The organism is Cupriavidus taiwanensis (assembly GCF_900249755.1).
Lineage (GTDB): Bacteria > Pseudomonadota > Gammaproteobacteria > Burkholderiales > Burkholderiaceae > Cupriavidus > Cupriavidus taiwanensis_D.
In genome coordinates this window covers 2,246,135-2,272,837 of sequence record NZ_LT976853.1, presented here as the reverse complement: position 1 = coordinate 2,272,837, position 26,703 = coordinate 2,246,135, and the positions used below count along the sequence as shown (strand labels likewise).

Annotated in this window: 23 protein-coding genes; 21 read left to right on the top strand and 2 right to left on the bottom strand. The window is 66.5% G+C overall.

Annotated features, from left to right (window positions below; genetic code table 11):
* Nucleotides 1–95: 95 nt before the first annotated feature.
* Nucleotides 96–887 (bottom strand): HAD-IIB family hydrolase, encoded by a 792-nt coding sequence (locus tag CBM2594_RS10370; protein WP_116356759.1) that lies wholly within the window; start codon nucleotides 885–887, stop codon nucleotides 96–98.
* 195 nt (nucleotides 888–1,082) lie between these two features.
* Between CBM2594_RS10370 and ugpB the strand changes: the two genes are divergently transcribed.
* The 18 genes from ugpB to CBM2594_RS10280 all read left to right on the top strand — a co-directional run bounded on the left by ugpB (nucleotide 1,083) and on the right by CBM2594_RS10280 (nucleotide 21,607).
* Nucleotides 1,083–2,399, top strand: coding sequence for a sn-glycerol-3-phosphate ABC transporter substrate-binding protein UgpB (ugpB, locus tag CBM2594_RS10365; protein ID WP_116356758.1), 1,317 nt, complete (start codon nucleotides 1,083–1,085; stop codon nucleotides 2,397–2,399).
* Between the two features lie 160 nt (nucleotides 2,400–2,559).
* Nucleotides 2,560–3,441: a sn-glycerol-3-phosphate ABC transporter permease UgpA gene (ugpA, locus tag CBM2594_RS10360; RefSeq protein ID WP_116357761.1), complete on the top strand. Its 882-nt coding sequence runs from the start codon at nucleotides 2,560–2,562 to the stop codon at nucleotides 3,439–3,441.
* Nucleotides 3,442–3,452: 11 nt separating this feature from the next.
* Nucleotides 3,453–4,301 carry a sn-glycerol-3-phosphate ABC transporter permease UgpE gene (ugpE, locus tag CBM2594_RS10355; RefSeq protein WP_116356757.1) on the top strand — a complete coding sequence of 283 codons (849 nt, stop codon included), beginning with the start codon at nucleotides 3,453–3,455 and terminating at the stop codon, nucleotides 4,299–4,301.
* Nucleotides 4,302–4,311: 10 nt separating this feature from the next.
* Entirely contained in the window at nucleotides 4,312–5,412 is a 1,101-nt protein-coding gene (locus tag CBM2594_RS10350; RefSeq protein ID WP_116356756.1) for a sn-glycerol-3-phosphate import ATP-binding protein UgpC, read from the top strand.
* Nucleotide 5,413: 1 nt separating this feature from the next.
* Complete coding sequence (gene ugpQ / locus CBM2594_RS10345) at nucleotides 5,414–6,160, top strand: glycerophosphodiester phosphodiesterase (protein ID WP_116356755.1); 747 nt, start codon at nucleotides 5,414–5,416, stop codon at nucleotides 6,158–6,160.
* Nucleotides 6,161–6,489: 329 nt separating this feature from the next.
* Nucleotides 6,490–9,342: a 2-oxoglutarate dehydrogenase E1 component gene (locus CBM2594_RS10340; protein ID WP_116356754.1), complete on the top strand. Its 2,853-nt coding sequence runs from the start codon at nucleotides 6,490–6,492 to the stop codon at nucleotides 9,340–9,342.
* 87 nt (nucleotides 9,343–9,429) lie between these two features.
* Entirely contained in the window at nucleotides 9,430–10,680 is a 1,251-nt protein-coding gene (odhB, locus tag CBM2594_RS10335; protein ID WP_062800539.1) for a 2-oxoglutarate dehydrogenase complex dihydrolipoyllysine-residue succinyltransferase, read from the top strand.
* A gap of 102 nt (nucleotides 10,681–10,782) precedes the next feature.
* Nucleotides 10,783–12,207 (top strand): dihydrolipoyl dehydrogenase, encoded by a 1,425-nt coding sequence (lpdA, locus tag CBM2594_RS10330; protein WP_116356753.1) that lies wholly within the window; start codon nucleotides 10,783–10,785, stop codon nucleotides 12,205–12,207.
* 87 nt (nucleotides 12,208–12,294) lie between these two features.
* A complete protein-coding gene (zapE, locus tag CBM2594_RS10325) occupies nucleotides 12,295–13,392 on the top strand; it encodes a cell division protein ZapE (RefSeq protein ID WP_116356752.1) in 1,098 nt (365 codons plus the stop codon).
* 103 nt (nucleotides 13,393–13,495) lie between these two features.
* Nucleotides 13,496–16,075 carry a heavy metal translocating P-type ATPase metal-binding domain-containing protein gene (locus tag CBM2594_RS10320; RefSeq protein WP_116356751.1) on the top strand — a complete coding sequence of 860 codons (2,580 nt, stop codon included), beginning with the start codon at nucleotides 13,496–13,498 and terminating at the stop codon, nucleotides 16,073–16,075.
* 2 nt (nucleotides 16,076–16,077) lie between these two features.
* Nucleotides 16,078–16,224 (top strand): cbb3-type cytochrome oxidase assembly protein CcoS, encoded by a 147-nt coding sequence (gene ccoS, locus CBM2594_RS10315; protein WP_010809469.1) that lies wholly within the window; start codon nucleotides 16,078–16,080, stop codon nucleotides 16,222–16,224.
* A 151-nt stretch (nucleotides 16,225–16,375) separates the two neighbouring features.
* Nucleotides 16,376–17,824 carry a cytochrome-c oxidase, cbb3-type subunit I gene (gene ccoN, locus CBM2594_RS10310; RefSeq protein WP_116356750.1) on the top strand — a complete coding sequence of 483 codons (1,449 nt, stop codon included), beginning with the start codon at nucleotides 16,376–16,378 and terminating at the stop codon, nucleotides 17,822–17,824.
* 18 nt (nucleotides 17,825–17,842) lie between these two features.
* Complete coding sequence (gene ccoO / locus CBM2594_RS10305; protein WP_116356749.1) at nucleotides 17,843–18,502, top strand: cytochrome-c oxidase, cbb3-type subunit II; 660 nt, start codon at nucleotides 17,843–17,845, stop codon at nucleotides 18,500–18,502.
* Nucleotides 18,503–18,505: 3 nt separating this feature from the next.
* Nucleotides 18,506–18,670: a cbb3-type cytochrome oxidase subunit 3 gene (locus CBM2594_RS10300; protein ID WP_116356748.1), complete on the top strand. Its 165-nt coding sequence runs from the start codon at nucleotides 18,506–18,508 to the stop codon at nucleotides 18,668–18,670.
* A 2-nt stretch (nucleotides 18,671–18,672) separates the two neighbouring features.
* Nucleotides 18,673–19,590 carry a cytochrome-c oxidase, cbb3-type subunit III gene (gene ccoP / locus CBM2594_RS10295; RefSeq protein WP_116356747.1) on the top strand — a complete coding sequence of 306 codons (918 nt, stop codon included), beginning with the start codon at nucleotides 18,673–18,675 and terminating at the stop codon, nucleotides 19,588–19,590.
* A gap of 49 nt (nucleotides 19,591–19,639) precedes the next feature.
* On the top strand, nucleotides 19,640–21,112 hold the full coding sequence (ccoG, locus tag CBM2594_RS10290) for a cytochrome c oxidase accessory protein CcoG (protein ID WP_116356746.1): 1,473 nt from the start codon (nucleotides 19,640–19,642) through the stop codon (nucleotides 21,110–21,112).
* 43 nt (nucleotides 21,113–21,155) lie between these two features.
* Complete coding sequence (locus CBM2594_RS10285; protein WP_116356745.1) at nucleotides 21,156–21,365, top strand: hypothetical protein; 210 nt, start codon at nucleotides 21,156–21,158, stop codon at nucleotides 21,363–21,365.
* Nucleotides 21,362–21,607: a hypothetical protein gene (locus tag CBM2594_RS10280; protein WP_012353116.1), complete on the top strand. Its 246-nt coding sequence runs from the start codon at nucleotides 21,362–21,364 to the stop codon at nucleotides 21,605–21,607. Before CBM2594_RS10285 ends, CBM2594_RS10280 begins: the two co-directional genes overlap by 4 nt.
* A gap of 66 nt (nucleotides 21,608–21,673) precedes the next feature.
* Here CBM2594_RS10280 and fnr read toward each other — a convergent pair whose 3' ends face one another.
* A complete protein-coding gene (gene fnr / locus CBM2594_RS10275) occupies nucleotides 21,674–22,399 on the bottom strand; it encodes a fumarate/nitrate reduction transcriptional regulator Fnr (protein WP_116356744.1) in 726 nt (241 codons plus the stop codon).
* Nucleotides 22,400–22,476: 77 nt separating this feature from the next.
* Between fnr and CBM2594_RS10270 the strand changes: the two genes are divergently transcribed.
* The 3 genes from CBM2594_RS10270 (at nucleotide 22,477) to rluB (ending at nucleotide 26,579) form a co-directional block, all read left to right on the top strand.
* Nucleotides 22,477–23,235 (top strand): sulfite exporter TauE/SafE family protein, encoded by a 759-nt coding sequence (locus CBM2594_RS10270; RefSeq protein WP_116356743.1) that lies wholly within the window; start codon nucleotides 22,477–22,479, stop codon nucleotides 23,233–23,235.
* Between the two features lie 585 nt (nucleotides 23,236–23,820).
* Nucleotides 23,821–24,675: an SMC-Scp complex subunit ScpB gene (scpB, locus tag CBM2594_RS10265; protein WP_116356742.1), complete on the top strand. Its 855-nt coding sequence runs from the start codon at nucleotides 23,821–23,823 to the stop codon at nucleotides 24,673–24,675.
* Nucleotides 24,676–24,680: 5 nt separating this feature from the next.
* Nucleotides 24,681–26,579, top strand: coding sequence for a 23S rRNA pseudouridine(2605) synthase RluB (gene rluB, locus CBM2594_RS10260; protein ID WP_116356741.1), 1,899 nt, complete (start codon nucleotides 24,681–24,683; stop codon nucleotides 26,577–26,579).
* Nucleotides 26,580–26,703 lie beyond the last annotated feature (124 nt).

Below are 26,703 nucleotides of genomic sequence, written 5' to 3'. Positions count from 1 at the left end.
GCATACCGCGGGCTTGACTTCGTCGGCGCTCCGGCCCTCACCCCAACCCTCTCCCGCAATTGGGGGAGGGAGTCAATCTCCCAAATGCCGCGGCACTAGCCGCGCGCTTCAATCAGTCGCTGCGCCATTTCCGCAAAACCCTCGCCGCCCGCGGCCGCGGTGATGTAGGCGGGCGGCACCGGCAGCTGCGGCAGGATCTCGCGCACATTGGCCACGCCGACCGACAGCGGGAAATGCGCAAACATGCTGGCATCGTTGGCCGAGTCGCCGATAAACAGCCACTGGTCGCGCTGCGCATCCAGGTCCTCGCCCAGCAGCTCGGCCACGCACAGTTTGCTCATCGACAGCTTGTCATGCTGGCCGAACCAGCCGTTGACGTGGATCGAGCTGACGGTGGCGGTCATGCCGGCCTCGCGCATCAGCGCCGCGATGCGCGCCACGGCGTCTTCGGGCAGCGGCACGACGTCTTCGGCATGGTCGATGGCCAGGTCGGCGGCATGCCAGGCCTGGTCCGAGGCCAGCGCGCAGCCGGGCACTTCGCGCAGGATGCGCTGGCCCAGCGCCTGGATGCGCTCCAGGTTGCGCGCGCGCGTCGCGGCATCGTCAAGGAATCGGGTCTGCAGCCGGCCATGGTGCAGGTGCGAGTAGAACGCACCGTTCTCACCGATGATGGCATCGACCGGCCACAGCCGCGTCAGGATCTCGGCCCAGGCGATGCAGCGCCCGGTGACCGGGATCACATGCAGGCCGGCCCGGCGCAGGCCGTCGAGGGCCAGGTAGGTCGAGGCCGGCAGCCGCCCGTCGGTGGTCAGGGTGCCGTCGATGTCGGTCAGCACGCCGCGCACATTGCGCAGCGCGGTATCAGGGAGCTTGTTCAGGGATTGCATGGCGGGCCATTGTAACCGTGGATCTGCGGCCAAATTCGTTTATTGCACTGCAAAATGCCGCGGACCGGCCATACTGGTGAATCTGCTGATTTGCTTGCGCGGGTGCGACGGGCGTAACATGCCGCTGTCACAAAACAATCACATGCTGTCGGATTTTCGACTGACCGCAACAAGACAGACCCAAGGAGGGGCCCGATGTCCGTATCCCGTACTGTGCTCAAACTCGCCGCGCTGGCTGCCCTGACCGGGGCCGGCAGCGCGCACGCCGCCGTTGAAATCCAGTGGTGGCACGCCATGCAGGGCGCGCTGAACGACAAGGTGAACGAGATCGCCAACAAGTTCAACGCCAGCCAGTCCGAATACAAGGTGGTGCCGGTCAACAAGGGCAATTACGACGAGACCCTGGCGGCGGGCATCGCCGCCTTCCGCGCCGGCGGCGCGCCGGCGATCCTGCAGGTGTTCGAGGTCGGTACCGCCACCATGATGAGCGCCAAGGGCGCGATCAAGCCGGTGTCGACGGTGATGAAGGACGCCGGCGAGAAGTTCGACCAGAAGGCCTACATCCCCGCCGTGGCGGGCTACTACACCTCGTCCAAGGGCGAGATGCTGTCGTTCCCGTTCAACAGCTCGACCACGGTGTTCTACTACAACAAGGACGCCTTCAAGAAGGCGGGCCTGGATCCGGAAAAGCCGCCCAAGACCTGGCCGGAGGTGATGCAGTACTCGGCCAAGCTCAAGGCCTCGGGCACCAACTGCGCCTATACCACCGACTGGCAGGGCTGGGTCCACCTGGAAAGCTTCTCGGCCTGGCACAACACGCTCTACGCCACCAAGAACAACGGCTTCGGCGGCACCGATACGCGCCTGATCTTCAACAGCCCGCTGCACGTCAAGCACATCGCCAACCTGCAGGACATGGTGAAGAAGGGCTATTTCAGCTACGGCGGGCGCAAGGCCGAATCGCAGGCCAAGTTCTATAACGGCGAGTGCGCCATGTTCACCGGCTCGTCGGCGACGCTGGCCAATGTGCGCAAGAACGCCAAGTTCGCGTTCGCGGTGGCGCAGCTGCCGTACTACCCGGACGTGCAGGGCGCCCCGCAGAACACCATCATCGGCGGCGCGTCGCTGTGGGTGATGGGCGGCAAGAAGGCCGAAGAGTACAAGGGCGTCGCCAGGTTCTTCAGTTTCCTGTCGCGCCCGGAGATCCAGTCTGACTGGCACCAGGCCACCGGCTACCTGCCGGTGACGATGGCCGCCTACGAGATGACCAGGAAGTCGGGCTTCTACGACAAGAACCCGGGTGCCGACGTGTCGGTGCAGCAGATGGTGGTCAAGACCACCGACAAGTCGCGCGGCGTGCGCCTGGGCAATATGGTGCAGATCCGCACCGTGGTCGACGAGGAACTGGAAGCGGTCTGGGCCGGCAAGAAGGAGCCCAAGGCGGCGCTGGACTCGGCCGTGGCCCGTGGCAACGACCTGCTCGAGCGTTTCCAGAAGACCGCGCGCGAATAAGGCGCCGGGCCTTGCCAGCAGGCTGACGTAACAAGCGGGCGGCGGCGAAACCGCCGCCCGCTTGCTTTGTGGCCGGCACCGATCCGGGCCGCCCGCCACTTCGTACCTCATCCGTACCTTGTCCGATGCCGCCATCCGCGGCATCCGCCGGAAGCCGTTCATGGAAAAACGCGTCGTGTTCCGCTCGCCGTGGCTGCCGTATCTGCTGGTGTTGCCGCAGATCGCAATCACGCTGATCTTCTTCTTCCTGCCCGCCGGGCAGGCCCTGTACCAGTCGATGCTGCAGCAGGATGCCTTCGGCATCAACCTGGAATTCGTCGGCCTGGACAACTTTCGCATGCTGTGGAACGACCCGCTCTATGTCGAGTCGTTCCAGGTCACCGCCATCTTTGCCCTGGGCGTGACGGTGGTGGGGCTGACCACTGCGCTGGCGCTGGCCTATTTCGCCGACCGCGTAATTCGCGGCGCGGTGGGCTACAAGACCCTGCTGATCTGGCCGTATGCGGTGGCCCCGGCGGTGGCGGGCGTGTTGTGGATGTTCATGTTCAACCCCACGCTGGGCGTGGTGTCGTTTGCGCTGCGCAAGCTGGGCGTCGAATGGAACTTCCTGCTCAACGGCAACCAGGCCTTGCTGCTGGTGGTGCTGGCCGCGGCCTGGAAGCAGATCAGCTACAACTTCCTGTTTTTCCTGGCCGGGCTGCAGAGCATCCCGCGCTCGCTGATCGAGGCCGCCGCCATCGACGGCGCGGGGCCGTGGCGCCGCTTCTGGTCGATCATCTTCCCGCTGCTGTCGCCGACGACGTTTTTCCTGATGGTGATCAACGTGGTCTACGCGTTCTTCGACACCTTCGCCATCATCGACGCAGTGACGCACGGCGGGCCGTTCAATTCGACCAACACGCTGGTCTACAAGGTCTTCCATGACGGCTTCCGCGGCATGGACATCGGTGGCTCGGCCGCGCAGTCGGTGGTGCTGATGGTGATCGTGATCGCGCTGACCGTGGTGCAGTTCCGCTACGTCGAGCGCAAGGTCCAGTACTGACAGAGGCAGCCATGGTAGAACGACGTCCTTTCCTTGATTTCCTGACCCATGTGGTGCTGATCCTCGGCATCGTGGTGGTGGTGTTCCCGGTGTACCTGACCTTCGTCGCGTCGACGCTGACCGCCGAAGAGGTGCTGGACGCGCCGATGACGCTGATCCCGGGCAGCCACCTGATCGACAACTATCGCACCGTGCTGTTCCAGGGCGTGGGCGAGGCCGCCTCGCCGGTCTCGACCATGATGAAGAACAGCCTGATCATGGCGCTGGGCATTGCGCTGGGCAAGATCGCGATCTCGATCATCTCGGCCTTTGCCATCGTCTATTTCAAGTTCCCGCTGCGCAAGACCTTCTTCTGGCTGATCTTCATCACGCTGATGCTGCCGGTGGAGGTGCGCATCCTGCCGACCTACAAGGTGGTGTCGGACCTCGGGCTGCTCGACAGTTATTTCGGGCTGACCATTCCGATCATCGCGTCGGCCACCGCCACCTTCCTGTTCCGCCAGTTCTTCCTGACCATTCCCGACGAGCTGGCCGAGGCCGCGCGCATCGACGGCGCCGGGCCGCTGCGTTTCTTCTGGGACGTGGTGCTGCCGCTGTCGCGCACCAGCATCGCGGCGCTGTTCGTGATCCAGTTCATCTACGGCTGGAACCAGTACCTGTGGCCGCTGCTGATCACCACGCAGAAGTCGATGACGCCGGTGGTGGTGGGGGTGACGCAGATGATCTCGCGCTCGGGCGATGCCGCCACCGACTGGAACCTGGTGATGGCGACGGTGATGCTGGCGATGATCCCGCCCGCGGTGGTGGTGGTGCTGATGCAGAAGTGGTTCGTCAAGGGCCTGGTCGAAACCGAGAAATAAGCGGAACACAATGGCAAAACTGTCACTACGCAACGTTCAGAAAACCTACGCCGGCGGCGCCCAGGTCGTGCATGGCATCGACATGGAGATCGCCGACGGCGAGTTCATCGTCATCGTCGGGCCCTCCGGCTGCGGCAAGTCCACGCTGCTGCGCATGGTGGCCGGGCTGGAAACCATCAGCGGCGGCGAGATCCATATCGGCGACAAGGTGGTCAACAACCTGGAGCCGGCCGAGCGCGACATCGCCATGGTGTTCCAGAACTACGCGCTCTATCCGCACATGAGCGTGTACGACAACATGGCCTACGGCCTGAAGATCCGCGGCATGGCCAAGGCCGAGATCGCGCAGCGCGTCAACCACGCGGCCGGCATTCTCGAGCTGATGCCGCTGCTCGAGCGCAAGCCGCGCCAGCTTTCGGGCGGGCAGCGCCAGCGGGTGGCGATGGGCCGCGCCATCGTGCGCGAGCCGGCGGTGTTCCTGTTCGACGAGCCGCTGTCCAACCTCGACGCCAAGCTGCGCGTGCAGATGCGGCTGGAGCTCAAGGAGCTGCACCGGCGCCTGAGCACCACCAGCCTCTACGTGACCCACGACCAGGTCGAGGCGATGACGCTGGCCGACCGCATGATGGTGCTCAACGCCGGGCGCGTCGAGCAGATCGGCACGCCGCTGGAAGTCTATGCGCGGCCGGCCAGCACCTTCGTGGCCGGCTTTATCGGCTCGCCGCCGATGAACCTGATCCCGGTGGCACGCAACGCCGGCGGCGATACCCGCGCGCAGATGCGCGTGGTGGCGAAGGAGGGCGAGGCCGCCAACGCCACGCTGGGTCACCTGCCGATGGGGCTGCACCTGCCGGAGCAGGCGCTGCTTGGGCTGCGCCCCGAGCATATCGAGCCTTGCGCCGCGCACGAGGCGATCGCCGAAGTCGACGTGCGCGTGGTCGAGGCGCTCGGCGCGGATTCGTTCGCCTATGGCTCGCTCGGCGGGCAGGCGGTGGTGGTGCGGCTCGACAGCCATGCGCGCGTGCGCGCCGGCGACCGCCTGCCGGTGACCTCGTCGGCCGAGCACCTGCATTTCTTCGCGCCGGATACCGGCAAGCGCATCGAGGCCTGACATGACCACTGCGACTGACTTCGTCTGGCGCTACCCCAGCCACATCGCCCACCGCGGCGCCGGCAAGCTGGCGCCGGAAAACACGCTGGCCGCGTTCCGCCACGGCGCCGGCTTTGGCTACCGGATGTTCGAGTTCGACGTGAAGCTGTCGGCCGACGGCAAGCCGGTGCTAATGCACGATGCCACGCTGGACCGCACCACCAGCGGCCAGGGCAGGGTGGATGCGCTGACGCTGGGAGAGCTGGCGTTGCTCGACGCCGGCAGCTGGCACGGCCCCGCCTTTGCCGGCGAGCCGGTGCCGACGCTGGCGGCGATCGCGCGCTACACGCGGGCCAACGGCTTTCTGGTCAATATCGAGATCAAGCCCGTGCCCGGCACCGAGGCACGCACCGGCGCCGCCGTGGCCATCGATGCCCAGTCGCTGTGGGCCGGCGCCGAGGTGCCGCCGCTGCTGTCGTCGTTTTCGGAAGAGGCGCTCGCCGCCGCGGCGCATGTCGCGCCCGGCCTGCCGCGCGCGCTGCTGCTCGACAAGCTGCCGGCGGACTGGCTGGAGCGGGTGCGCCGGCTGGACTGCGTGGCGCTCGACGCGAACCATCGCGAGCTCGATGCTGGCGTGATCGCCGCCGCCCATGCGGCCGGCCTGCGCGTGCTGGCGTACACCGTCAACGATCCGGCACGGGCGGCGCAGCTACTGGCCTGGGGGCTGGACGGGGTGATCACCGATGCCGTCGACCAGATCGCCCCGTGACGCAAATTGTTGTGCGGGTGTTGCGAATTCGCTGAATCCATGTGGAATTGTCGCGCCGGTGTGTTTCATATCGCGAAAAGTCCACATTGATCAAACGCAATCCGTGCTATCCTTACCGCCGTGAAGACTTAAGGTCCTTCCCCGCACAACTTGCCCTTTCGGGCCTTGTGAGGCGGCAATCACATGCGGCACCCTCGCGGTGCCGTTTGCGTAAGCGCCCCCGCCTGGCTCCCAAGAGTTGTTTGCGATCCGCTAACCGGTCAAGCCGTGTCGCGGAAGGTTGAATAACCCGCTGAACTCCGGCAGACCCGGAGAAAAGTGAGCGTCCCATGATGCAGCAGTATCAGAGCAATTCGTACCTCTTCGGCGGTAACGCCCCCTATGTCGAAGAACTGTACGAAGCCTATCTCCAGAACCCCGCCTCGGTTCCCGACAATTGGCGCGCGTACTTCGACGCCATGCAGAACGTTCCCGCCGCCGACGGCTCGAACGGCCGGGATATCCCCCACGCTCCCATCGTTGCCTCGTTCGCCGAGCGCGCCAAGCAGGGCCCCATCCGCACCATCGTTGCCTCGGCCGATTCCGACATGGGCCGCAAGCGCGTCGCTGCCACCCAGCTGATCGCCGCCTACCGCAACATCGGTTCGCACTGGGCCGACCTGGACCCGCTCAAGCGCCAGGAGCGTCCGCCGCTGCCGGACCTGGACCCCGCCTTCTACGGTTTTTCCGAAGCCGATCTCGATATCGTCTTCAACGCCAGCAATACCTACTTCGGCAAGGAGTCGATGAGCCTGCGCGAGCTGCTCAACAACCTGCGCGAAACGTACTGCGGCACCATCGGCTTCGAATTCATGTACGTGAGCGACCAGGCGCAGAAGCGCTGGTGGCAGGAGCGCCTGGAAACCACGCGTTCCAAGCCGGTGTTCACGCTGGAAAAGAAGAAGCACATCCTTGACCGCCTGACCGCGGCCGAAGGCCTGGAGCGCTTCCTGCACACCAAGTACGTCGGCCAGAAGCGCTTCTCGCTGGAAGGCGGCGAAAGCTTCATCGCCGCCATGGACGAACTGATCCAGCACGCCGGCAGCAAGGGCGTGCAGGAAATCGTGATCGGCATGGCCCACCGCGGCCGCCTGAACGTGCTGGTCAACACCCTGGGCAAGATGCCCGCCGACCTGTTCGCCGAGTTCGAAGGCAAGCACGTCGACGACCTGCCGGCCGGCGACGTCAAGTACCACAAGGGCTTCTCGAGCGACGTCTCGACCGAAGGCGGCCCGATCCACCTGTCGCTGGCATTCAACCCGTCGCACCTGGAAATCGTCAACCCGGTGGTCGAGGGCTCGGCCAAGGCGCGCCAGGAACGCCGCGGCGCGGTCGGCAACATGGAAGTGCTGCCGGTGCAGGTGCACGGCGATGCCGCCTTTGCCGGCCAGGGCGTGGTGATGGAGACGCTGAACCTCGCGCAGACCCGCGGCTACGGCACGGGCGGCACGATGCACATCGTCATCAACAACCAGATCGGCTTCACCACCTCCGATCCGCGCGACGCGCGCTCGACGCTGTATTGCACGGACGTGGTCAAGATGATCGAGGCCCCGGTGCTGCACGTGAACGGCGACGATCCCGAAGCCGTGGTGTACGCCATGCAGCTGGCGGTGGACTTCCGCATGGAGTTCAAGAAGGATGTCGTGGTCGACATCATCTGCTTCCGCAAGCTGGGCCACAACGAGCAGGACACCCCCGCGGTCACGCAGCCGCTGATGTACAAGAAGATCGCCCAGCACCCCGGCACGCGCAAGCTGTACGCCGACAAGCTGGCCGCGCAGAACCTGGTCCCGGCTGACTTCGGCGACGAGAAGGTCAAGGAATACCGCGCCGCGATGGACGCCGGCAAGCACACCGCCGATCCGGTGCTGTCGAACTTCAAGAACAAGTTCGCGGTCGACTGGATGCCGTTCCTGAACCGCAAGTGGACCGACGCCGCCGACACCGCCGTGCCGGTGACCGAGCTCAAGCGCCTGGCCGAACGCATCACCGCGATCCCGGAACACCTGAAGCTGCACCCGCTGGTCGAGAAGGTCGTCAAGGACCGCGCCAACATGGGCCGCGGCGACCAGCCGCTGGACTGGGGCATGGGCGAGCACCTGGCCTTCGCCTCGCTGGTGGCCTCGGGCTACCCGGTGCGCATCACCGGCCAGGACGCCGGCCGCGGCACCTTCACCCACCGCCACGCCGTGCTGCACGACCAGAACCGCGAGCGCTGGGATGCCGGCAGCTACGTGCCGCTGCAGAACGTGTCGGAAAACCAGGCCCCGTTCACGGTGATCGACTCGGTGCTGTCCGAAGAAGCCGTGCTCGGCTTCGAATACGGCTACTCCACCGCCGAACCGAACGCGCTGGTGATCTGGGAAGCCCAGTTCGGCGACTTCGTCAACGGCGCCCAGGTGGTGATCGACCAGTTCATCTCGTCGGGTGAAGTGAAGTGGGGCCGTGCCTCGGGCCTGACGCTGATGCTGCCGCACGGCTACGAAGGCCAGGGTCCGGAACACAGCTCGGCGCGCATCGAGCGCTTCCTGCAGCTGTGCGCGGACCACAACATGCAGGTCTGCCAGCCGACCACGCCGGCCCAGATCTTCCACCTGCTGCGCCGCCAGATGATCCGCCTGTTCCGCAAGCCGCTGGTGATCATGACGCCGAAGTCGCTGCTGCGTAACAAGGATGCGGTGTCGCCGCTGTCCGACCTGGCCAAGGGCCACTTCGAAACCGTGATCCCTGATCACGAGGAACTGAACGCCAGCAAGGTCAAGCGCGTCATCATGTGCTCGGGCAAGGTCTACTACGACCTGGTCAACACGCGCAAGGAACGCGAGGCCAACGACACCGCGATCATCCGCCTGGAACAGCTGTACCCGTTCCCGCACAAGGCCGTGGCCGCGGAACTGAAGAAGTACCCGAACGCCAACGAAATCCTGTGGTGCCAGGACGAGCCGCAGAACCAGGGCGCCTGGTTCTTCGTGCAGCACTACATCATGGAAAACATGACGGACGGCCAGAAGCTCGGTTATGCCGGTCGCCCCGCTTCGGCTTCGCCGGCGGTGGGCTACTACGCAAAGCACAACGAGCAACAGAAGGCGCTGCTGGACGCTGCCTTCGCCAAGCTCAAGGGCTTTGTCCTGACCAAGTAATCAGTCGGCAGCCACGGCCGCACGCGCAGGCGCGCCGTGGCATCGCCAGCCACCAGACAACACGCATAACACGAGGAATTCACCACCATGGCTATCGTTGACGTCAAGGTTCCGCAACTCTCCGAATCGGTCGCCGAAGCGACCATGCTCAACTGGAAGAAGAAGCCAGGCGAAGCCGTTGCCCAGGACGAGATCCTGATCGAGATCGAAACCGACAAGGTCGTGCTGGAAGTGCCGGCCCCGTCGGCCGGTGTGCTGTCGCAGATCGTCAAGAACGATGGCGACACCGTCGTGGCCGATGAAATCATCGCCAAGATCGACACCGAAGCCACCGCGGGCGCCGCCGCCCCGGCCGCTGCTGCGCCGGCCCCGGCTGCCGCCGCGCCGGCCCCGGCCGCTGCTGCCGCTCCGGCTGCCGCCGGCGCCGTGGCAATGCCGTCGGCCGCCAAGCTGATGGCCGAAGCCGGCCTGTCGGCTGGCCAGGTTGCCGGCACCGGCAAGGACGGCCGCATCACCAAGGGCGACGTGCTGGGCGCGGCCGCCGCGCCGGCTCCCGCCGCCAAGGCCGCCCCGGCCCCGGCCGCCAAGCCCGCGCTGCAGCAGGTTTCGGCGCCGGTCGACTTCGCCGCGCTGGGCGACCGCCCGGAAGAGCGCGTGCCGATGAGCCGCCTGCGTGCCCGCATCGCCGAGCGCCTGCTGCAGTCGCAAGCCACCAACGCCATCCTCACCACCTTCAATGAAGTCAACATGAAGCCGGTGATGGACCTGCGCAACAAGTACAAGGACCGCTTCGAGAAGGAACACGGCGTGAAGCTGGGCTTCATGTCGTTCTTCGTCAAGGCGGCGGTGCACGCGCTGAAGAAGTTCCCGCTGATCAACGCCTCGATCGACGGCAACGACATCGTCTACCACGGCTACTTCGACATCGGTATCGCCGTCGGTTCGCCGCGCGGCCTGGTGGTGCCGATCCTGCGCAACGCCGACCAGATGAGCCTGGCCGACATCGAGAAGAAGATCGCCGAGTTCGGCGTCAAGGCCCGTGACGGCAAGCTGTCGCTGGAAGAGCTGAGCGGCGGTACGTTCTCGATCTCCAACGGCGGCGTGTTCGGCTCGATGCTGTCGACCCCGATCATCAACCCGCCGCAATCGGCCATCCTGGGCGTGCACGCGACCAAGGACCGTCCGGTGGTGGAAGACGGCCAGATCGTGATCCGCCCGATGAACTACCTGGCGATGTCCTACGACCACCGCATCATCGACGGCCGCGAAGCCGTGCTGGGCCTGGTCGCCATGAAGGACGCACTGGAAGATCCGGCGCGCCTGCTGCTGGACCTGTAACAGCCGGTCCCTCCGCGCACGCGCTGGCGTGCGCGGGGAGCGCGCTCCCGTGATCACGGCGCGCCGGCACAAGTTGCCGCCGGCGTCCAACAAGGAATTTCCATGAGCAAACAATTCGACGTGCTGGTGATCGGCGCCGGCCCCGGCGGCTATATCGCCGCCATCCGTGCCGGCCAGCTGGGCCTGAACGTGGCCTGCTGCGAAGGCAATGCGTATGACGATCCCAAGGGCGAAGCCCGCCTGGGCGGCACCTGCCTGAACGTGGGCTGCATCCCCTCCAAGGCGCTGCTGGCTTCCTCGGAAGAGTTCGAGAACGTCCAGCACCACCTGGGCGACCATGGCATCACCGTGGGCGACGTCAAGGTCGACGTGGCCAAGATGCTCAAGCGCAAGGACGATATCGTCGGCAAGATGACCAAGGGCATCGAGTTCCTGTTCCGCAAGAACAAGGTGACGCTGCTCAAGGGCTACGGCAAGTTCGTCGGCAAGACCGCCGAAGGCTTCCAGGTCGAGATCGCAGGTGAAGTGGTGACGGCCAAGCAGGTCATCATCGCCACCGGTTCCAAGGCCCGCCACCTGCCCGGCATCACCGTCGACAACGACCTGGTCAGCGATAACGAAGGCGCGCTCAAGTTCCCGTCCGTGCCGAAGAAGCTGGGCGTGATCGGCGCCGGCGTGATCGGCCTGGAACTGGGCTCGGTGTGGCGCCGCCTGGGTTCCGAAGTGACCGTGCTGGAAGCGCTGCCCGCGTTCCTGGGTGCCGCCGACGAGGGCGTCGCCAAGGAAGCGCAGAAGCAGCTGACCAAGCAGGGCCTGAAGTTCAGCCTTGGCGTGAAGGTTGACGAGGTGACCACCGCCAAGAACGGCGTGACGGTCAAGTACACCGACAAGGACGGCAAGGCCCAGACGCTGGAAGTCGACCGCCTGATCGTGTCGGTCGGCCGCGTCCCGAATACCGACAACCTGGGCCTGGACGCAGTCGGCCTGGCGGTCGACCAGCGCGGCTTTATCGAGGTGGACGACCATTGCGCCACCAAGGTGCCGGGCCTGTGGGCCATCGGCGACGTGGTGCGCGGCCCGATGCTGGCGCACAAGGCCGAGGACGAAGGCGTGGCCGTGGCCGAGCGCATCGCCGGCCAGAAGCCGCATATCGACTACAACTGCATTCCGTGGGTGATCTACACCTTCCCGGAAATCGCATGGGTCGGCAAGACCGAAGCCCAGCTCAAGGCAGAAGGCCGCGAGTACAAGGCCGGCCAGTTCCCGTTCATGGCCAACGGCCGTGCGCTGGGCATGGGCCATGCCGACGGCTTCGTCAAAATGCTGGCCGACGCCAAGACCGACGAGATCCTCGGCGTGCACATCGTGGCCGCCAACGCGTCGGACCTGATCGCCGAAGCCGTGGTGGCGATGGAATTCAAGGCCGCCAGCGAAGATATCGGCCGTGTCTGCCATCCGCACCCGTCGATGTCGGAAGTCATGCGCGAAGCCGCGCTGGCCGTCGACAAGCGTCAACTCAACATGTAAGGCGCGTGTCTACCGTTGCCTGATACCGGCGCGCCGCTCTGCGGCGCGCCGTTTTCACTTGCGGCCCGTGCCGCGTGAGCCCCGAGCATGAACGTCACCGAGTACTACGAGAAGGAACTGAAGGAGCGCGGCTACCAGTCCGACGAGGCCCAGCTGCGCGCCGTGGCCCGGCTGCAGCAGTGCTACGACGAATGGGTCGCCTACAAGGGACGCCGCAACAACGCGCTGAAAAAGCTGCTGGTGCGCCCCGACGTGCCGCAGGGCGTCTACATGTGGGGCGGGGTGGGGCGCGGCAAGTCGTTCCTGATGGACAGCTTCTATACCTGCGTGCCGGTGGTGCGCAAGACGCGGCTGCATTTCCATGAATTCATGCGCGAGGTGCACCGCCAGCTGGAAGAGCTGCGCGGCCGTCCCGATCCGCTGGACGAACTGGCCAGGCGCATCGCGCGCCGTTTCCGCCTGATCTGCTTCGATGAATTCCACGTCAGCGACGTCGCCGACGCGATGATCCTGCATCGCCTGCTGCAGCAGCTGTTCGACAACGGCGTGCAGTTCGTGATGACCTCCAACTACCGCCCGGACCTGCTGTACCCGGACGGGCTGCACCGCGACCGCGTGCTGCCCGCGATCGCGCTGCTGCAGCAGAAGCTGGACGTGCTCAATGTCGATGCCGGCATCGACTACCGCAAGCGCGCGCTGGAGCAGGTGCAGGCCTACCACACGCCGCTGGACGCCAAGGCCAACTCGGCGCTGCGGGATGCCTTCACCTCGATTGCCGGCGTTGCCGACGAGTCCCCGCTGCTGCATATCGAGCACCGCGAACTGCGCGCGCTGCGCAAGGCCAACGGCGTGGTGTGGTTCGACTTCGCCACGCTGTGCGGCGGCCCGCGCTCGCAGAACGATTACCTGGAACTGGCCGCGCAATTCCATACGGTGATCCTGTCCGACGTGCCGCGCATGACGCCGCGCATGTCGTCCGAGGCACGCCGCTTCACCTGGCTGATCGACGTCTTCTACGACCACAAGGTCAAGCTGCTGATGTCGGCGGAAGTGCCTGCCGACGAGCTTTACACCGAAGGCCAGATGGCCGGCGAATTCCATCGCACCGTGTCGCGCATCATCGAGATGCAGTCGCGCGAATACCTGGAATCCGAGCGCCGCACCATGGATACGACGCTCACCTGAGCGGTGTTTCGGGCCCGGGGCGACGTATCCGGGCCGCCTTGATTAATATCAAGTTGAAACCGGGGGCCGGCCTATATCCTCGACCGGGTAGAAAAAGGTCCCCATGTCGCCGCCCCCAGCCACCAGTCCTTCCGCCAGCATGCTGGCGCCATTCCCGCCGCCCGCCGGGCGCGATGGCGCCGACACGGCTGCGCGCGGCGCTGCCGCACCGCTGGCCTGCTTCCATTGCGGCTTGCCTGTCACCGACGCCAAGCCGCTCAGCGCCGACCTGGACGGCAGCCGCCGCGTATTCTGCTGCGGCGGCTGCCAGGCCCTGGCACAGACCCTCCACGCCGCCGGCTTTGCCCACCTGTACGGCGACGAAGCCCGCTTCGCCCGGCCCATCGACGACGACGCCCGGCGCGAAGCCGAGCCGGTCTGGGCCGCCTACGATGCCCCGGAACTGCGCGCGCAGTTCGTTCGCCCGCTCGACGACGGGCGCTGTGAAATCACGCTGGCTCCGGATAGCATCCGCTGCGCCGCGTGCGCGTGGCTGATCGAGCAGCACCTGTCCCGCCAGCCGGGGGTCGAGTCCGCGGTGGCCAACGTCGCCACGCGGCGCGTGGTGGTGCGCTGGCGCGACGGCGCGCAGACGGTGTCGGGGCTGCTCGCCGCGCTGGCAGGCATCGGCTACATGGCCTGGCCCTTCGAAGTCTCGCGCACCGACCAGCAGGACCGCCGCGCCCGGCGCGGGTTGCTGATGCGCATGGCGGTGGCCATGCTCGGCATGATGCAGGTCATGATGTACGCGTGGCCGATCTACACCCACGAGGCCACCATCGACCCCGGCCAGCTCCAGCTGATGCGCTGGGCCAGCTTCGCGCTGACCTTGCCGGTGGTGTGCTACGCCGCCTCGCCAATCTTCGCCGGTGCCTGGCGCAGCCTGCGCCAGCGCCATATGGGCATGGACGTGCCGGTGGCGATCGGCGTCGCCGCGGGCTTTGCCGCCAGTGCGCTGGCCACCGTGCGCGGCGTGGGCGAGGTCTATTTCGACTCGGTGACGATGTTCGTCGCGTTCCTGCTGCTGGCCCGCTACCTGGAACTGCGCGTGCGCCAGGCCTCGCGCAGCGGTGCCGAGATGCTGGCGCGCCAGTTGCCCGCCACTTGCGAGCGGCTGTCAGCGGCCGGCGCAGCGGGCGATCGCATCCCGGTGGCGCGCCTGCGCGCGGGTGATCTCATCCGCGTCAAGGCGGGCGAGATCGTCCCGGCGGATGGCGCGGTGACTGCCGGCGCCAGCGAACTCGATGAATCCATGCTGACCGGCGAAAGCCGCCCGGTGCGCCGCAGCGCCGGCGACACCGTGCTGGCCGGCAGCTTCAATACGGCCAGCCCGCTGGAACTGCGCGTGGCCCGCGTCGGCGCCGCCACCCGCCTGGCCGAGATCGTCGCGGTGCTGGACCGCGCGCTGGCGGAGAAGCCGCGCCTTGCCACGCTGGCCGACCGCGTTGCGGGCTGGTTCGTGGCGACGCTGCTTGGGCTGGCGGCATTGACCGGCATGGTCTGGGGCCTCTGGATCGATCCGTCGCGGGCCCTGCTGGTGACGATTGCGGTGCTGGTGGTCAGTTGCCCGTGCGCGTTGTCGCTGGCCACGCCCGTTGCGCTGGCCGCGGCCGGCGCGGCGCTGTCGCGGCGTGGTGTGCTGCTGGCGCGCGGCCATGCACTGGAAACGCTCGCGCGTGTCACGGACGTGGTGCTCGACAAGACCGGCACGCTGACCGAAGGCCGCTTTGCCGTGGCGGCGGTCGAGCCGCTGGCTGAAGCCGATTCTGCCCGCTGCCTGGCCCTGGCCGCGGCGATGGAGCGCGGCGGCGAGCACCCAATCGCGCGCGCGCTGGTGGCGGCGGCGCCGGATCACGCCGGCCAGCCGCTGCAGGTCAGCGACATGCGCAACGTGCCCGGCCAGGGCCTGGAGGCGGTGGTCGCGGGCCGCCGCCTGCGCCTCGGCCGCGCCGGTTTTGTCTGTGCATTCAGTAACGACGACGGACCAGCGCCGGCAGCAGCGGACCACCCGATGCATCCCGGCGCCACGGTGGTCTGGCTCGGCGCCGAGACCGGACCGCTGGCGCGCTTCGTGCTGGCCGACGTCGAGCGCCAGGAGACCCCGGCGCTGCTGGCGCGGCTGCGCGAACTGGGCGTGCGCTGCCACCTGGTATCGGGCGACAACACGGCCGCGGTGCACTGGTGGGCCGCGCACTTCGGTATCGACCGCGTGGCCGGCGAGGTCACGCCCGAAGGCAAGCGCGACTACGTGGCGCGGCTGCAGCAGGGCGGGGCGGTGGTGCTCGCAGTCGGTGATGGCATCAACGACGCCCCCGTGCTGGCCCAGGCGCAGGTGTCGATTGCCATCGGCAGCGGCGCGCCGCTGGCCCAGGCCGGCGCGGACGCGGTGCTGACGCACGGCGGCGTGGCCGAGATCGCGACCGCGCTGGCCGTGTCGCGCAAGACCCGCCGCGTGGTGCGGCAGAACCTGGGCTGGGCCTTCTTCTACAACGTGGTCGCCATTCCGCTGGCGGCGACCGGGCTGGTGACGGCGTGGATGGCCGGCATCGGCATGTCGCTGTCGTCGCTGCTGGTGGTCGCGAACGCCTGGCGGCTGCTGCGCGCCGGCAAGTCGCGGCACAAGTCGCTGCATCACGGAGCCTGACGATGGAAACGCTTTACCTGCTGGTGCCGATGAGCCTGGTGCTCGTGGTGGTCATCGCGGGCGCGCTGTGGTGGGCGCTTCATGCCGGGCAATACGACGACCTGGACCGGCCTGCCGAATCGATCCTGCTGGACAACGACAAGCCGTGAGCCTGCGGCGCGTGCCTCGGACCGGAGCCGCGCGCGCAGGTTCAAGACGTGCCCGGAGCCGCTTGATAAAGATCAACGCACCCGCGGCATGGTTTTTCTAAAGTCACACTGTCAGTAGGTTTTTTATTTTCTCTAAGCTTTGGGGGTCTGAATGGATGTCACTGCCGCGTCATCACGCGTCGACACCTTCAATTACGGCGTCGTAAGACAGTTCGCTGTCATGACGGTAGTCTGGGGGATCGTCGGCATGGCCGTCGGCGTGCTGCTGGCAGCACAGCTGATCTGGCCCGAGCTCAATTTCAATACACCCTGGCTGTCGTTCGGCCGGCTGCGACCGCTGCATACCAATGCGGTGATCTTCGCCTTCGGCGGCAGCGCGCTGTTCGCCACCTCGTATTACGTGGTCCAGCGCACCTGCCAGGCGCGGCTGTTCTGCGGCCCGCTGGCCGCGTTCACGTTCTGGGGCTGGCAACTGGTCATCGTCGCGGCCGCCATCACGCTGCCGCTGGGCATCACCAGCTCCAAGGAATACGCCGAACTCGAATGGCCCATCGACCTGCTGATCACCGCGGTCTGGGTGGCCTACGCCATCGTGTTCTTCGGCACCATCGTCAAGCGCAAGACCCGGCATATCTACGTCGCCAACTGGTTCTTCGGCGCCTACATCCTGACCATCGCGCTGCTGCACATCGTCAACAACATCGAGATGCCGGTGTCGCTGTGGAAGTCCTACTCGGCCTATGCCGGCGTGCAGGACGCAATGATCCAGTGGTGGTACGGCCATAACGCCGTCGGCTTCTTCCTGACCACCAGCTTCCTGGGGATGATGTACTACTTCATTCCCAAGCAGGCGGAGCGCCCGATCTTTTCCTACCGCCTGTCCATCGTCCATTTCTGGGCGCTGAACTTCACCTACATGTGGGCCGGCCCGCACCACCTGCAGTACACCGCGCTGCCGGACTGGGCGCAGTCGCTGGGCATGGTGTTCTCGCTGATCCTGCTGGCACCCTCCTGGGGCGGCATGATCAACGGCATCATGACGCTGTCAGGCGCCTGGCACAAGCTGCGCACCGACCCCATCCTGAAGTTCCTGGTGGTGGCTCTGTCGTTCTATGGCATGTCCACGTTCGAAGGCTCGATGATGTCGATCAAGACCGTCAACGCACTGTCGCACTACACCGACTGGACCATCGGCCACGTGCACTCCGGCGCGCTGGGCTGGGTCGCGATGATCTCGATCGGCTCGCTGTACTACCTGATCCCCCGGCTGTTCGGCGAGAAGCAGATGTACAGCGTGCGCCTGATCGAGTGGCACTTCTGGATCGCGACCATCGGCGTGGTGCTGTATATCGCCTCGATGTGGATCGCCGGGGTCATGGAAGGACTGATGTGGCGCGCCACGCAGCCTGACGGCACGCTGACCTACGCCTTCGTCGAAGCGGTCAAGGCCAAGTATCCGTTCTACCTGATTCGCCTGCTGGGTGGCATGTGCTTCCTGTCCGGCATGCTGCTGATGGCCTACAACATCGTCAAGACCATTGCCGGCAAGCCCGCCGTCGATGCGCCGATTCCGGCCAGCATCGCCGCCTCTGCCCACTGATCAATCCAGGATAGAAAGATGTCCGACAAACAACGCTTCTTTTCCCACGAAACGCTGGAGAAGAACATCGGCTGGCTGATCATCTGCACGATCCTCGTGGTCAGCATCGCAGGCCTGGTCCAGATCGTGCCGCTGTTCTTCCAGCACTCCACCACCGAGCCGGATCCGGGCATCACGCCGTATTCGCCGCTGCGGCTGATGGGGCGCGATATCTATATCCGCGAAGGCTGCGTCGGCTGCCACTCGCAGCAGGTGCGTACGCTGCAAGCCGAGACCGAGCGCTACGGCCACTACTCCACCGCAGGGGAATCGGTCTACGACCATCCGTTCCTGTGGGGCTCCAAGCGTACCGGCCCTGATCTGGCGCGCGTGGGCGGGCGCTACTCCGACGACTGGCAGCGCATCCACCTGCGCAACCCGCGCGACGTGGTGCCGGAATCCGTGATGCCGTCGTACCCGTGGCTGGAGAAGGCCGAGCTGCCGACCAACGATATCCAGGCGCGCATGCGTGCGCTGGTCAGGCTGGGCGTGCCGTACACCGACGCCGAGATTGCGAAGGCGCCGGAAGAACTGAAAGGCAAGACCGAAGAGGACGCGCTGGTGGCCTACCTGCAAGGGCTTGGCACCAACCGCCGCAACGTCCGCGTCGATGCCGCCGCCGCGGCCCCGAAGGAGTAAGCCATGGCCATGATCACCGCCATTGCGACCGTCGTGTCCATGGTTGTCTTCCTCGGCATCTGCTGGTGGGCCTGGTCCGCCGGCCGCCAGGCCGCCAACCGAGAATCGGCCATGCTGCCGTTCGCGCTGCCTGACGAAACCACGACAACATCGAGCCGGAACCCCTAGCCATGAGCGATTTCATTTCCGAATTCTGGAGTTACTACATTGCCGCCATCGCGCTCATCGGCATTATCTGGTGCGTATGGCTGCTGTTCTCGCAACGCAAGATCACCAAGACCCCCGGTGGCACCGAAGATACCGGCCACGTCTGGGACGGCGACCTGCGCGAGCTGAACAACCCGCTGCCGCGCTGGTGGATGTGGATGTTCCTGCTGGCCTGCATTTTCGGTCTGGCTTATCTCGTGCTGTATCCGGGCCTGGGCTCATACGCCGGCGTGCTGAAATTCTCCACGCAGGGCGAGTTGGCCGCGCACCGCGCGGCGCAGGAGCGCATGCAGAACGAGATCTACGCCAAATACCTGAAGATGGACGTCAAGCAGGTGGCAGCGGACCCGCAGGCGCGCGAGATCGGCCAGCGCCTGTTCCTGAACTACTGTGCACAGTGCCACGGCTCGGATGCGCGCGGCAGCCGGGGCTTCCCCAACCTGACCGATAACGATTGGCTGTACGGTGGCGACCCCGAAACCATCAGCCAGACCATCACCAAGGGCCGCAACGGCGTGATGCCGCCGTTCGGCGCCTCGATCGACGCCAAGCAGGCGGGCGACGTGGCGCAGTATGTGCGCTCGCTGTCCGGGCTGTCGTCGGATCCGATCCGTGCATCGCGCGGCGAGGGCACGTTCAAGACCACCTGCGTGGCATGCCATGGTTCAGGCGGCAAGGGCAACCAAGCGCTCGGCGCGCCGAACCTGTCGGACAACGTCTGGCTCTATGGCAGCTCGGAAGCCAGCATCGTCGAGGCCATCCTGAAGGGCCACAACAACCATATGCCGGCCCACGAGGAAATCCTGACGCCCGAGCGCATCCGCATGCTGACGGCCTATGTGTGGGGCTTGTCCAATACGGGAGGCGGAGCCGGGCAATGATCGACGACTCATGTGAGCGAGCGCTCGTGGCTCGCCGGAGAACTCGCCCATGAACGCGCCCGGGACCGAAGAAGTGGCCCGGGCGGCCGACCTGCAAAGGTCGGCCGCTGCGCCGGGCGAGACCTCGGAAGAAACCCTCTACGAGGTCCGCCGCAAAATCTATCCCCGCTCGGTGAAGGGCGCGTTCTCCAGCTGGCGCGTCTGGCTGGTGATCCTGACCCAGCTGATCTACTACGGCACGCCCTGGCTCCAGTGGAACGGACGCCAGGCCGTGCTGTTTGACCTTGGCGAGCGCAAGTTCTATATCTTCGGGCTGGTGCTGTGGCCGCAGGACGTCATCTACCTGGCCGTGCTGCTGGTCATCTCGGCGCTGGCGCTGTTCCTGTTCACGGCGATCGCGGGGCGGCTGTTCTGCGGCTACGCGTGCCCGCAAACGGTCTATACCGAGATCTTCATGTGGATCGAGCGGCGGGTCGAAGGCGACCGCATCGCGCGCATCCGCCTCGACGGGGATCCGTGGAGCCTGCGCAAACTCCGCATCAAGGCGACCAAGCATTTCCTTTGGATACTGATCGCGCTCTGGACCGGCTTCACCTTCATCGGCTACTTTGCGCCGATCCGCGAACTGGGCGGCGAGGTGCTGGCGCTGTCGCTGGGACCGTGGCAGGCGTTCTGGATGCTGTTCTATGCGTTCGCCACGTGGGGCAATGCGGGCTTTATGCGCGAACAGGTATGCAAGTACATGTGCCCGTACGCACGCTTCCAGAGCGTGATGGTGGACCGCGACACCTATGTCGTGACCTACGACGTCGGCCGCGGCGAGCCGCGCGGCAGCCGCTCGCGCAAGACCGACCATCACCAGGCCGGGCTGGGCGATTGCGTCAACTGCAGCATCTGCGTGCAGGTGTGCCCGACCGGCATCGACATCCGCGATGGCCTGCAGTACGAGTGCATCGGCTGCGGCGCCTGCATCGATGCCTGCAACCAGGTCATGGACAAGATGGCGTACCCGCGCGGGCTGATCCGGTACACTTCGGAAAACGCGATGCGCAAGGGCCTGTCCGCCGCGGCATCGCGCAAGCGCCTGCTGCGTCCGCGCGTCATCATCTACTCGGTGATCTGGGGGGCGCTGCTGGCCGGCTTCATGGCTTCGATCATGCTGCGCACCCCGTTGAAGGTCGACATCATCCGCGACCGTGGCGCGCTGGGCCGGGAAGTGGAAGGGCGCTGGATCGAGAACGTCTATCGGTTGCAGCTGATCAACACCACCGAAGCGCCGATGCAGATCCGCGTGCGCGCCGACAGCGATGAGCTGAAGGACCTGACGGTCGAATACGACAAGCAGGCCGAATCGCTGGCGCCAACCTCGAACCGGTTGCTGCCGATCCGCATCCGTGTGCCGATCGAGGCCGCCACGCAGGGCACGCACAAGATCAACGTAACGGTAACGAGCGAAGGCACGGAGCAGGGGCATGCCGAAATCCGGCAATCCACCAGTTTTATCGTGCCGCGCGAATTGTGAAGCTAGGCGACTCGTAGGTCGTCGCCAGGATGAAGGGGGCAAGATGAATCAGCAAGGCAATCCGTGGTGGAAGGAACCGTGGCCGTGGCTGCTGATGGCCGGTCCGCTGGCGGCCATGGTGGCGTGCGGCGTGACGATCTGGCTGGCGTCGGTGCACCCCGACATGCCGGTGCAGGGCGCAACGCGGCATGGCCTGGTGGTGGAGAAGGTTGGAGCCGTGCCGCCCAGGTCCGCGGCAGCGAGGCAGCCATGAGGTTGCGCTGGCTGATGTGGGTGCTGTGGCCGGGCTTCCTGATGGCGGGCCTGGCGACGGCGACGGTGTTTTCCGTCGTCGATCCGGGCGACCTGAAATTCTTCGGCCATCCGATCGAATCGTCGCGCGAGTCGGTCTATACCGTTGGTTTCCTGCTGGCGTGGGTGTTCTGCGCGTTGTCCAGCGGGCTGACGCTGTACACCATGCCGACCCGGCTGGCGGATACGGACGAGCTGGAATAGGAAGGGAGCAGGAACGGGCCCACCGCGTTGCCGGCGCCGCACGCGGCGCGGCAACGCCGCGGTGGGTCAGCAGGTGCGGCTGTAGAGTTGCTTGATGCCGTCGATGTCGATCAGCTTGACATGCCGCTGGCGGATCTGGATCAGTCCGGCCTCGGCAAAGCGCGAGAACAGCCGGCTGACGGTCTCGAGCTTCAGCCCGAGGTAGCTGCCGATTTCTTCGCGGCTCATGCGCATCACGAATTCGGAGGCCGAATAACCGCGCGCCGACAGGCGCTCCGACAGATTGATCAGGAAGGCGGCCAGGCGCTCCTCTGCGCGCATCGAGCCGAGCGTGACCAGCATCAGCTGGTCGTGCGTGATTTCCTTGCCCATCAGGCGCAGGAACTGCTGCTGCAGCGAAGGCAGGTCGGCCGACAGCGATTGCAGGTCGTTCATGCGGACCACGCATACCTCGGTATCTTCGAGCGCGGTTGCATCGGATGCATGCTGCATCTCGCCCAGGCCGTCGAGGCCGACGATTTCACCGGGCAGGTGGAAACCGGTAATCTGCGAGCGCCCGTCTTCGGTAGTGACATGCGTCTTGAGCGTACCGAAGCGGATGGCGTAGACCGCGGTGAGCGGGTCGCCCATGCGGTAGAGGGTTTCCCCCTTGTGCACGCGGATGCGTTCCTGCACCAGCGTGTCGATCTTGGCAAGGTCCTGCTGCGACATGCCAACCGGAAGGCACAGCTGTCCCATCGCACAGGTGGAGCAGCGGGGCGACATCTCGGTAATGGGGATGGAAGTGAGCAATTGGAACCTGCTAGAAATGGCAGCGGGGCACGATATGGACATTTTACCGTGCGATGTGATGCGGCAGGGAGACAGAATTGACATTTGGTGTATTGATCAGCGTTTTCCTGCTCGCTTTGCTGGGCGGCGTGCACTGCGCGGCGATGTGCGGCGGCGTGGCGCTGGCGGTAGAGCAGCGGCGCGGCACGGCGGCGCCGGTCAGCCTGGTGCGCAGCCGGACGGCCTGGCTTGGCGAGATATTGGTGATGCACCTTGGCAGGATTTCCACCTATATGCTGCTTGGCGCCGCGCTGGGCGCCGCCGGCGCCACGGCCTGGAAGCAGGACTACCTGCCGGTGCAGCGCTGGCTGTTCGGCGCGGGCAGCGTGATGCTGCTGTGGTCGGGCTGGCGCTTGCTGCGCGGCAGCACCTTCACCGTCAACTGGCTGGAGCGGCTGGCGGCGCGCGCCGGCACTGCCGTGGCCGGGCGCATGGGCGGCCTCGCCGGCGCGCTGCCTGCCTTCGTGCGGGCGCGGGGCGGGCTGGCGCGGCGTTATGGTGTGGGCCTGGCGTGGGGCCTGGTGCCGTGCGGCATGATCTACGGCGCGCTGACGCTGGCGCTGCTGGCGGGCAATGCCGGCTCGGGCGCGCTGGTCATGGGCGTGTTCGGGCTTGGCACGCTGCCGAACCTGCTGGTGCTGTCCGGGCTGTCGGGCTATCTCAGGCTGTGGTCGCGACGCCCTGGCGTGCGCCTGGGCGCAGGTCTTGCCGTGATGGCGTTCGGTGGCCTTGGCATCGCGCGAGCGGTGCTGCTGCCACATTCTCTGGCGGAGCAGGGCTTCTGCCTGGTTTTTTGATGCCGAGCGGCGCCTGGTGCGGCGTTGGCGCCGCGCGCAGGCAGGATGATGGTTGCAGGCGGAGGCGGGAATGCCATACAATCGCCAGCATTGCGGTATCGCGCGGAGTCAGACAGGCTGCGGAAAGCAGCGGCGAGCAGCGCCTGGCAGCCTTCATACCCGAAGGCGCGCCCGGGACACAGGAAGCGGAAGGCTTTCGATGATCGCCGGCCCCCGCGGTCCATCCGGTTCAAAAGATCTGGTTCAAAAGTCCGGTTGGCGCTGCGGCGTGGTAGATGCCGGCCTTGCTCCCGATACCCGTATTTTCTTGCGTCCGAGGCGTTCAGTTCGCCGACCGCGATGTCCGCTTTTGGACGAGCGACGCAAGAGGTCCGCTGGCCGGTCCATGACGGCATGCGGACGATCTCCTGCCGGAACCACCCGGCAACTCGATGCAAAGAAAGGGAAGTGCACGGCTTGGATGCAGCAGGTATCCGGCTCGCTGCGCAATGAGATGGCGGTGGCTTTGGCACCGCTGTATCCAAAATCTCCGGTGCCCCGGATCCGTCCGGGAGCAGGTGCAAAGACAGGCTGCACACCATCAACATGAATACCCAAGAGGCGAAGATCGTCCTCGAGACGGCGCTGATCTGCGCGCAGGAACCGTTGCGCGTCAACGATCTGCGCCGCCTGTTTGACGATGACGTCGGCGCGGACACGATCCGCGTGCTGCTGGACGAGCTGCGGCAGGACTGGCGGCCGCGCGGCGTGGAACTGGTGGCGCTGGCCAGTGGCTGGCGCTTCCAGAGCCGGCCCGAAATGCGGGAATACCTCGACCGCCTGAATCCGGAAAAACCGCCAAAATACTCGCGGGCCGTGATGGAGACCCTGGCGATCATTGCCTACCGCCAGCCGGTGACGCGCGGCGATATCGAGGAAATCCGCGGCGTGACGGTCAGCACGGAAGTGATCAAGAAACTCGAGGACCGCAGCTGGATCGAGGTGATCGGCCACCGCGACGTGCCGGGGCGCCCGGCGCTGTATGCCACCACCAAGGCATTCCTGGACGACCTTGGCCTGCGCACGCTGGACGAACTGCCGCCGCTGGAAGACGCCCAGGCGCAGGCGCAAGCCGCCCTGCTGGAACAGCAGGCGATCAATTTCGAAGACCTGGCGGCGAACAAGCCGGCCAGCGCCGATGAAGAAGCCTTTGCCGAGCCGGCCACCCCGGCCGACACATCGGCAGCGGGCGAGGCTGCAGCCGTGCAGGAAGACGACACCTCGCCCGAAGACAGCGCCAATGGCTTTGACGCGCAGCCGCTGCCCCCGGCGGCTGCCGAGGCAGGTTCGGACGATGCAACCGAACCCGCCGCACCCCCTCCGGACGGGGCGCGGGACGAACTGCCGCACGACGGCACCCCGCCGCACCCGAGCGAGCACGACGAGCGCGTGCCGAACTGAATAACATGCAACATCCGATAGTGAATATCTTGTCTGATTCCGTTGAGCAAGACGCCCGCCATGCGGGCGCATCCGCCGACACCGGCGCCGCAGAACCCGGATCGGGCAGCGACGCCGCGCCCCGCCGCAAGGGCTTGCGCCGTGGTCTGAGGAACCTGGTGGCATCGCGCCGCCAGGCGACGCAGGACCGCGCCGAGGGCGCCGAAGGCGCCGGCGCGGCCGGCCAGGGCGATGCCGCCGAGGCGGGCGCCGCCGCAAGTGCGGGCGCCGCGGGTGCCGGGCGCGGCGGCCAGCGCGGCCGCGGCAAGCGCAAGACGGGCCAGGGCGAAGGCGGGCAGGGCGGCCAGGGCAACAGCAAGGCAGACAAGATCGACCGCGCCGCGCGGGCGGAGGGTGCCGACAAGCCGGAGCAGCCTGGCCGCAAGCGCAAGCAGGGCCCGCGCAGCGGCAAGCCGGCGACTCCCGGCGAAGCCCAGGGCGCCGGCGCGCGCCAGCAGGGCCGGCGCAAGGATGGCGGCAAGCCGCAGGCACCCCGCAAGGGACCGGCCGGCGCCGACAAGACCGCGGCAGGCAGCGAAGACCTGTTCCGCTTCGTGATCTCCGAGCAGTACGACAGCGAAGACACCGTCATCCCGCGCACCAAGGCCAAGCCCGTGCGCGAGCTGTCCGCCGATGACGACGCGCCCAAGCTGCACAAGGTGCTGGCCGAGGGCGGCCTCGGCTCGCGCCGCGAAATGGAAGAGCTGATCCTGCAGGGCCGAGTCTCGGTCAACGGGCTGCCGGCGCATATCGGCCAGCGCATCCTGCCGGCCGACCAGGTCCGCGTCAACGGCAAGCTGATCCACCGCAAAGTGTCGACCAAGCCGCCGCGCGTGCTGCTGTATCACAAGCCTGCCGGCGAAATCGTCAGCCAGTCCGATCCGGAAGGCCGTCCGACCGTGTTCGACAACCTGCCGCGCATCAAGACCGGCAAGTGGGTCGCGGTGGGCCGCCTGGACTTCAACACCGAAGGCCTGCTGATCTTCACCACCTCGGGTGATATCGCCAACCGGTTCATGCATCCGCGCTACGGCGTCGAGCGCGAATACGCGGTGCGCACGCTGGGCGAGCTGGCCGAAGCCGACCGCCAGCGCCTGCTGCACGGCATCAAGCTCGATGACGGCGAGGCCAACTTCCTGCGCATTGCCGACGGTGGCGGTGAAGGCGTCAACCACTGGTACCACGTGGCCCTGACCGAAGGCCGCAACCGGGAAGTGCGCCGCATGTTCGAGGCGGTTGGCCTGACCGTGTCGCGCCTGATCCGTACCCGCTATGGCCAGTTCCTGCTGCCGCGCGGCCTCAAGCGTGGCCGCTGGCAGGAAGTGGAGCCGAATGACGTCAAGGCGCTGATGACCAGCGTCGGCCTGAAGGTGCCCGGCAAGGGCGAGCAGGCGCCCAAGGGCGCCACCAAGGTGGGCGGGCGCAAGCAGCGCACCGAGGCGGCGATTGCCGGCATGCCGATGCCCACGGGCATGGACGGCCTGCCGCGCTTTGACCAGGGCGGCCCGCGGGGTGGCAGCGGCGGCAGCCGCAGCAGCCAGCCGGATCCGATGAAGACGTCGATGGGCTATATCAGCCACGGGCCGACGCTGCTGACCTCGCACGCCGCCAACCTGGGCGGCGGGCGCGGCACCGGTGCGCGCCAGGGGCGCGGCGGCGCGGGCATGGGTGGCATCGGTGGCATGGGCGGAGCCCGGGGCCAGGCCGGCCAGGGGCAGGGCAAGCCCCGCCGCGGCGGCGGCGAGGCCAATGGCAACGTGATGCCGAAGGCAGCCAAGCCGGGCGGCAACCGTTCGCCGCGTGGCGGTGGCAGTGGCGGTGGTGGTGGTGGCAATCGCGGCGGCAACCGCGGCGGCAATCGCTAAGTGCTGCATGCGGCGCACGGCGGGCGTTTCGCCCGGCAGGCGCCGCCTGCAGTCCGCGGCAAATGTCTGGCTTTTGCCTTTTCGACATAATCCGCGTATAATTCAAGTCTATTCAAAAAGCCAT